This is a genomic window from Achromobacter sp. 46006 (assembly GCF_059761975.1).
Map to the genome: position 1 here is coordinate 24,303 of NZ_JCBANN010000060.1, position 6,973 is coordinate 31,275.

General features: G+C 68.8%; 7 protein-coding genes. All 7 read left to right on the top strand.

All coding sequences use genetic code 11. The features are described 5' to 3' along the window. The first annotated feature begins 80 nt into the window (after positions 1–80). From AC6LKG_RS21910 to AC6LKG_RS21940, 7 genes are read left to right on the top strand one after another with little or no spacing between them, the layout of a single operon-like run. On the top strand, positions 81–1,022 hold the full coding sequence (locus AC6LKG_RS21910; protein WP_054501707.1) for an ABC transporter permease: 942 nt from the start codon (positions 81–83) through the stop codon (positions 1,020–1,022). A gap of 51 nt (positions 1,023–1,073) precedes the next feature. Continuing rightward, on the top strand, positions 1,074–1,943 hold the full coding sequence (locus tag AC6LKG_RS21915) for an ABC transporter permease (RefSeq protein ID WP_498168104.1): 870 nt from the start codon (positions 1,074–1,076) through the stop codon (positions 1,941–1,943). 2 nt (positions 1,944–1,945) lie between these two features. Beyond that, positions 1,946–2,953, top strand: coding sequence for an ABC transporter ATP-binding protein (locus AC6LKG_RS21920; protein ID WP_498168107.1), 1,008 nt, complete (start codon positions 1,946–1,948; stop codon positions 2,951–2,953). Next, entirely contained in the window at positions 2,950–3,951 is a 1,002-nt protein-coding gene (locus tag AC6LKG_RS21925; protein WP_498168109.1) for an ABC transporter ATP-binding protein, read from the top strand. The genes AC6LKG_RS21920 and AC6LKG_RS21925 overlap by 4 nt, the downstream gene beginning before the upstream one ends. 33 nt (positions 3,952–3,984) lie before the next feature. Next, positions 3,985–4,857: a MurR/RpiR family transcriptional regulator gene (locus AC6LKG_RS21930; protein WP_498168111.1), complete on the top strand. Its 873-nt coding sequence runs from the start codon at positions 3,985–3,987 to the stop codon at positions 4,855–4,857. Between the two features lie 14 nt (positions 4,858–4,871). Next, the gene (locus AC6LKG_RS21935) at positions 4,872–6,353 is read left to right on the top strand and encodes an N-acyl-D-amino-acid deacylase family protein (RefSeq protein ID WP_498168112.1); all 1,482 of its coding nucleotides are present in this window, start codon (positions 4,872–4,874) and stop codon (positions 6,351–6,353) included. A gap of 1 nt (position 6,354) precedes the next feature. After that, positions 6,355–6,771 (top strand): RidA family protein, encoded by a 417-nt coding sequence (locus tag AC6LKG_RS21940; protein WP_054487607.1) that lies wholly within the window; start codon positions 6,355–6,357, stop codon positions 6,769–6,771. Positions 6,772–6,973: the final 202 nt, after the last annotated feature.

Consider the following 6,973-nt stretch of genomic DNA (forward strand, 5'->3'; position numbering starts at 1 on the left):
CGCGGTTGGGGGGCCCACGCGGGTCCCCCCAACCGCAATCCCAGCGCCCATGTCGGCGCGCCGATCCTTAGGATGCCACTGTGTTGCGTTATCTCTTGAACCGGCTGGTCGGGCTGGTGGCCGTGATGTTCATCGTAGCGACCATCGTGTTCGTCATCATCCGCGTCACGCCCGGCAACCCCGCCGCCGTGATGCTCGGCCCCCAGGCCAGCCAGGCCGACATCGCCGCGCTGGAGCACCAGCTAGGGCTCGACCAGCCGCTGGCGGTGCAGTACGTGTCGTGGCTGGGCAAGCTGGTCCAGGGCGACCTGGGCCAATCCATCTTCATGAACAAGCCGGTGCTGGCGGCGTTGGCCGACCGCGCCGAACCGACCCTGCTGCTGACGCTGATGTCGCTGTGCATCGCCACGCTGATCGCATTGCCGGTCGGCATCCTGTCGGCGGTCAAGCGCGGCACCACGCTGGACCAGTCGGTGCTGTCGTTCTCGATGTTCACCTCCAGCGTGCCGAGCTTCTGGCTGGGGCTGCTGCTGATGCAGGTGTTCTCGGTCAAGCTGGGCTGGCTGCCGGTGTCGGGTTACGGCGGCCCGGACGCCTCGTTCGCGACGCGGCTGTCGCACCTGGTGCTGCCCGCGGTGGTGCTGGGGCTGGTGAACTCGGCGCTGATCACGCGCTTCATCCGCGCCAGCATGCTGGACGTGCTGCGCGACGACTACGTCCGCACCGCGCGCGCCAAGGGTCTGCCGGAAAGCCGCGTGATCCTCAAGCACGCCGTGCGCAATGCGTTGATCCCGATCCTGACGGTGCTGGGCCTGACCACCGCCCTGCTGATCAGCGGCGCCGTGGTCACCGAGACCGTTTTCGGCCTGCCCGGCGTGGGCAGCCTGGTGGTGTCGGCCGTGCTGCGCCGCGACTATCCCGTCATCCAGGGCGCGCTGCTGATCATCGCGGCCATCTACGTGCTCATCAACCTGTTCATCGACCTGCTGTACCTGCTGGTCGATCCGCGCGTCCGCTACTGATGATGAACCCATCCCCGACGCGCCTTCGGCGCCTCGAACGAAACCACCGAAATGACTAATCCGACTACCGTCAACGCCGGCGCGGACCGCTGGCAGGTGCTGCGCCTGCTGGTGGCCCGCAAGACCGTGCTGATCAGCCTGATCGTGCTGATCGTGCTGGTGGCCGCGGCCCTGCTGGCGCCGTGGGTCAGCCCCTACGATCCGTTCAAGCTTTCAATCATGAACCGCCTCAAGGCGCCTGGCGCCGTGCACTGGTTCGGCACCGACGACTTCGGCCGCGACGTGTTCAGCCGCGTCATCTACGGCGGCCGGCTGTCGCTGATGGTGGGCTTTTCGGTGGTGATTCTGTCCAGCGTGCTGGGCATCGCGCTGGGCCTGATCGCCGGCTTCTTCCGCTCGGCCGACAAGTTCGTGTCGCGCCTGATCGACGCCATGATGGCGTTTCCCGACATCCTGCTGGCGATCTCGCTGGTGGCCGCGCTGGGGCCGTCGCTGGTGAACGTGGTGATCGCGCTGGGCATCGTCTACACGCCGCGCCTGGCCCGCATCGTGCGCGCCTCGACGCTAGTGATCCGCGAACTGCCGTTCGTCGAGGCCGCCCGCGCGCTGGGCGTGTCGACCTGGCGCATCGTCACGGTGCACGTGCTGCGCAACCTGCTGTCGCCGATCCTGGTGCAAGGCACCTTCATCTTCGCCTACGCGATCCTGGCCGAAGCCGGCCTGTCGTTCCTGGGCGTGGGCGTCTCGCCCGACATTCCCACCTGGGGCACCATGATCAACGCCGGCCAGCAGTACATGGGCTCGGCCGACTGGATCATGATCTTCCCCGGCATCGCCATCGTCCTGTCGGTGCTGTCGCTGCAACTGGTCGGCGACGGCCTGCGCGACGTGCTCGACCCGCGCCTGCGCAAGGAGCTGTAATCATGACCGCAAGCACCCGCGACGTCGTGCTGTCGGTGGAAGGCCTGAAAACCTGGTTCCACAGCCGCGACGGCATCGCCAAATCGGTGGACGGCGTCACCTTCGACCTGGCCCGCGGCGAAACGCTGGCCATCGTCGGCGAATCCGGCTCAGGCAAATCCGTCACCAGCCTGTCCATCATGGGCCTGCTGCCCAAGCCGGCCGGCCGCATCGAGGCGGGCCAGATCCGCTTTCGCGACCGCCGCGGCCAGGAACACGACCTGGCCCACGCCTCGCCGGCCACGCTGCGCCGCATCCGCGGCGCCGAGATCGCCATGATCTTCCAGGAGCCGATGACCAGCCTGAATCCGCTGTATACGGTGGGCGACCAGATCGCCGAAGCCGTGCTGCAACACGAGGGCGGATCGCGCGCGGCGGCCATGAAGCGCGCCCGCGACATGCTCGACCGCGTCGAGATCCCGGCGGCCGACCGGCGCGTCAACGAGTATCCGCACCAGATGTCCGGCGGCATGCGCCAACGCGTCATGATCGCCCTGGCGCTGGCCTGCAACCCGGCCGTGCTGATCGCCGACGAGCCCACCACCGCGCTGGACGTGACGGTGCAGGCCCAGATCCTGGATCTGCTGCGCCGGCTGCAGGCCGAGATGAACATGAGCATTCTGTTCATCACCCACAACCTCGGTGTGGTGGCCGAGATCGCGCATCGCGTGGCGGTGATGTACGCCGGCCGCGTGGTCGAGGACGCCGGCATCTACGACCTGTTCGAGAAGCCCACCCATCCGTACACCCGCGGCCTGCTGTCCTGTCTGCCGACCGCGGCGCTGCTGGCTTCCGGCGAGCGCCTGCGCGCCATCCCGGGCAACGTGCCGAGCGTGCTGTCGCTGCCTGCCGGCTGCACCTTCGCGCCGCGCTGCGCGCTGGCCGACGACAACTGCCGGCGCGACGTGCCCGAACTGGTGCCGGTGCAGGCCCAGCACCGCGCCCGCTGCATCAAGGTGACCCCGCTATGACCGCAAGCCCCCAACCCGCGCGCGCCGCCGAACCGCTGGTGCGCATCGAGGACCTGAAAGTCCACTTCCCCACTTCGCAGGCGCGCAACGCGCCGGTGGTGCGGGCCGTGGACGGTGTCAGCTTCGACGTACCGCGCAACACCATCGTCGGCCTGGTGGGCGAGTCCGGTTCCGGCAAGACCACCACCGGCCGCGCCCTGCTGCGCCTGTTCGCGCCCACCGCCGGCCGCCTGCTGTTCGACGGCCAGGACATCACCAAACTGTCCGAGAAGGAAATGCTGCCATGGCGCCGCCGCATGCAGATCGTGTTCCAGGACCCCTACGCCAGCCTCAACCCGCGCATGACGGTGGCCGAAATCCTGGGCGAAGCGCTCGACACCCATCGACTCGCGCAGCACCGCCGCGCGGCCCGCATCGGCGAACTGCTCGAACGCGTCGGCCTGAACGCCGACCACAGCCGCCGCTATCCGCATGAGTTCTCCGGCGGCCAGCGCCAGCGCATCGGCATCGCCCGCGCCCTGGCGGTGGAGCCGGACTTCATCGTGGCCGACGAACCGGTGTCGGCGCTGGACGTGTCGGTGCAGGCGCAGGTCCTGAACCTGCTGCAGGATCTGCAACGCGACCTGGGCCTGACCATGCTGTTCGTGGCGCACGACCTGGCCGTGGTCGACTACCTGTGCGACGAGGTGGTGGTGATGTACCTGGGCCGCGTCATGGAACGCGGCCCCACCAGCGAGGTCTACGCGCGGCCGCGCCATCCGTACACCCGCGCCCTGCTTTCGGCCGCGCCGGTGCCGGATCCGCGCGCGCCGCGTTCGCGTATCCTGCTCAAGGGCGACATCCCCAGCCCGGTCAACCCGCCGTCGGGCTGCGTCTTTCGCACCCGCTGCCCGCACGCCGCCGCGTCCTGTGCCACGACCGAGGCGCGCGATGTCAGCGTCGGGCCGGGCCATTACGCGGCCTGTTCGCGCCTCGGCGATCCCGAACTGGCCGCCTGAGGCCCACGCCCGCTTCGACCCAGGAATCCCCCAATGAACATCATCCGCGACATCGTCTTCCAGATCCGCAGCCGCCGCAACGACCTGAGCGTGACCGAACGCAAAGTCGCCGACGCCATCCTGGACAACATCATCTGGAGCGCCAGCGCCACCGTGGACCAGTTGGCGGCCAAGGCCGGCGTCAGTATCGCCACCATCTCGCGCTTCGCCCGTACCGTCGGCTGCGACGACACCCGCGACCTGAAGATGAAACTGGCCCAGGCCAGCACCGTCGGCAGCCGCTTCCTGGACCAGAGCGCCCCGGCCGAGGAAAGCACGTTCTACGCGCGCATCTACGCCGACATCGAAAGCACGCTGCGCGCCCATCTGCCGACCTTCACCGAGCCGCTGTTCGAGGCCGCCGCGTCCATCGTCGACGGCGCCCGCATGGTGTATGTATTCGGCATGGGCGGCGCCTCGGCCGTGCTGGCGCAGGAAGTGCAGTCGCGCCTGGTGCGCCTGGGCTATCCGATCGCGGTCTACAGCGACGCCGTGCTGCTGCGCATGGTGGCCGCCACGCTCGACGAACGCGACGCCGTGGTGATCCTGTCGGCCTCGGGCCTGACCCCCGAAATCGTCGGCGCGGCGCGCATCGTCAAGCAGTATCGCGCCCGCATCGTCGCCGTCACCGACGCCACCTCGGAACTGGCCGAGCTGGCCGATGTGGTGCTACCGATCCGCACCGACGAAACCGACTTCATCTACAAGCCCTCGGCCTCGCGCTACGCCATGATGCTGGCGATCGACCTGCTGTCGACCGAGCTAGCCATGCTGAATCAGGAAGAAAACCGCGAACGCCTGCGCCGCATCAAGCTGGCGCTGGACGAACACCGCGGCGGCCCCAACCGGCTGCCGCTGGGCGATTGAATTTGGAAACCAGGATGTACGACACCCTCATCGGCAATGTCCGCGTGCTCGACGGCTCGGGCGGCGCCGAATACGCCGCCGACGTGGCGCTGGCCGGCGGCCGCATTGCCGCCATTGGCGACCTGGCCGGCGCCGCGGCGCGCCAGGTCATTGACGGCGCCGGCCTGGCGCTCGCCCCCGGCTTCATCGATGTCCACACGCATGACGACACCAACGTCATCCGCACGCCCGGCATGCTGCCCAAGCTGTCGCAGGGCGTGACCACGGTGGTGGTGGGCAACTGCGGCATCAGCGCCTCGCCCGTCTCGCTGCGGGGCGAGCCGCCCGACCCGATGAACCTGCTGGGCCGGCGCGAGGACTTCACCTACCCGACCTTCGCCGACTACACCCGCGCCATCGAGGCCGCGCAGCCCGCCGTGAACGTCGCCGCGCTGGTCGGCCACACCGCCCTGCGCAACAACCACATGGACCGCCTCGACCGCAGCGCCACGCGCGCCCAGGTGATGGCCATGCGCGAGCAGCTGCGCGAAGCCCTGGCCCACGGCGCCATCGGCCTGAGCACCGGTCTGGCCTACGGCTCGGCGATCGAGGCCGACACCGCCGAGGTCAAGCTGCTGGCCGAAGTCCTGGACGAATTCGGCGCACTCTACACCACCCACCTGCGCTCGGAATTCGCCGCCATCCTGGAAGCCATGCAGGAAGCCTTCGACATCGCCCTGCACGCCCGCGTGCCGGTGGTGGTGTCGCACCTGAAATGCGCCGGCGCCGGCAACTGGGGCCGAACCAGGGAAGTGCTGTTCAAACTGGAGAACGCCGGCCGCATGCAGCATGTGGGCTGCGACTGCTACCCGTACTCGGCCAGCTCGTCCACGCTCGACCTCAAGCAGGTCACCGACGAATTCGACATCGACATCACCTGGTCCGTGCCGCACCCGGAACAGGCCGGCCGCAAACTGTCCGCCATCGCCGCCGACTGGAACGTGACGCTGCTGGAAGCGGCGAAACGCCTGCAACCGGCCGGCGCCGTCTACCACAACATGCACGAGGACGACGTGCGCCGCGTGCTGTCGAACCGGCTCACCATGGTCGGCTCCGACGGCCTGCCCAACGACCCCATGCCGCACCCGCGCCTGTGGGGCGCCTTCCCGCGCGTGCTGGGCCACTACAGCCGCGACGTCGGCCTGTTCCCGCTGCCCGAAGCCGTCCACAAGATGACCGGCCTGTCCGCCGCCCGCTTTGGCCTGGCCGGACGCGGCCTGGTGCGCGAAGGCTTTCACGCCGACCTGGTGCTGTTCGACCCCGCCACCGTCATCGACCGCGCCACCTTCGCCGCCCCCGTGCAGACCGCCGCCGGCATCGAGGCTGTCTGGGTCAACGGCGTCCTGTCCTACCGCCACGGCCAACCCACCGGCGACCGCGCCGGCCGCTGGCTGCCCCGCAACGGCGACCTGCGCGCCAGCTTCGCCGCTTCCACCCCCGCCCTCCAGGAGCCCTGACATGAGCAGCACCACCCCCACCGCCGACAACAACGGCATCACCCGCTACGGCGTCGCCGGCGGCACCGGCCAAGGCGGCTCCCACATGCCCTTCGCCCGCGCCGTTGCCGCCGACGGCTGGCTCTACGTCTCGGGCCAGGTCCCGATGGAAAACGGCGAAGTCATCGAAGGCGGCACCGTCGCCCAATCCCACAAGGCCATCCAGCAGGTTCTCGCGATCCTCAAGGAAGCCGGCTACGGCCCCGAACACGTCGTGCGCTGCGGCGTCTGGCTCGACGACGCCCGCGACTTCCCCTCGTTCAACAAGGTCTTCAAGGAATACTTCGGCAACAATCCTCCCGCCCGCGCCTGCGTGCAGTCGCCGCTGATGGTGGATGCAAAGGTGGAAATTGATTGTGTTGCGTATAAGCGCCCGTGACCTGACGCGACGCTCAAGGCGTGAGCGGTAGTGTTCGGTTGCCCGCGCCTGCCAATAACTGGATGGTGTGCAGCAACCACGCCGCCGGATGGTGCACAGCTCCTCTTCGACCACCAGCAGCGCAGCGGTCCATCCATCCCCCCACTCACCGCAAGCGCGCAGCGACCAACACCCCGCCGCAAGACACTACGTATGCCGGAAT